A 258-nucleotide genomic window follows, 5' to 3' on the forward strand; every position below is an offset into this window, starting at 1 on the left:
GGGGCTCAAAAGACAAATCCGAGACGCTGACCGCCAACGATTGCCGCCTTGCCGTTCACCTGCAGGCCCAGCCCGTCGCCTTGCAGCCTTTCCTTGCTGACCCGATGGCAAAGGGACAAGGCCTCCTCGCGCGCTGCCTGATACACAAACCGGCTTCCACGATTGGCACGCGGATTATGACACTGGAGGAATGGCAGACGGATGGCATGACAGTCGAAGTGCAGTCGTTTGCCATGCGCGTTAAGGCCCTCCTTGGGC

The 258-nt window shown here is 60.5% G+C and carries 1 protein-coding gene; it reads left to right on the forward strand.

All coding sequences use genetic code 11. The annotated features are described in order from the left end of the window. Positions 1 to 258 (forward strand): DUF3987 domain-containing protein (locus HY26_RS04125; RefSeq protein WP_146740174.1); only part of this gene is annotated, 258 nt, incomplete at both ends.

It is taken from the genome of Hyphomonas sp. GM-8P (assembly GCF_003263315.1).
In the GTDB taxonomy this organism is placed as follows: Bacteria; Pseudomonadota; Alphaproteobacteria; order Caulobacterales; family Hyphomonadaceae; genus Hyphomonas.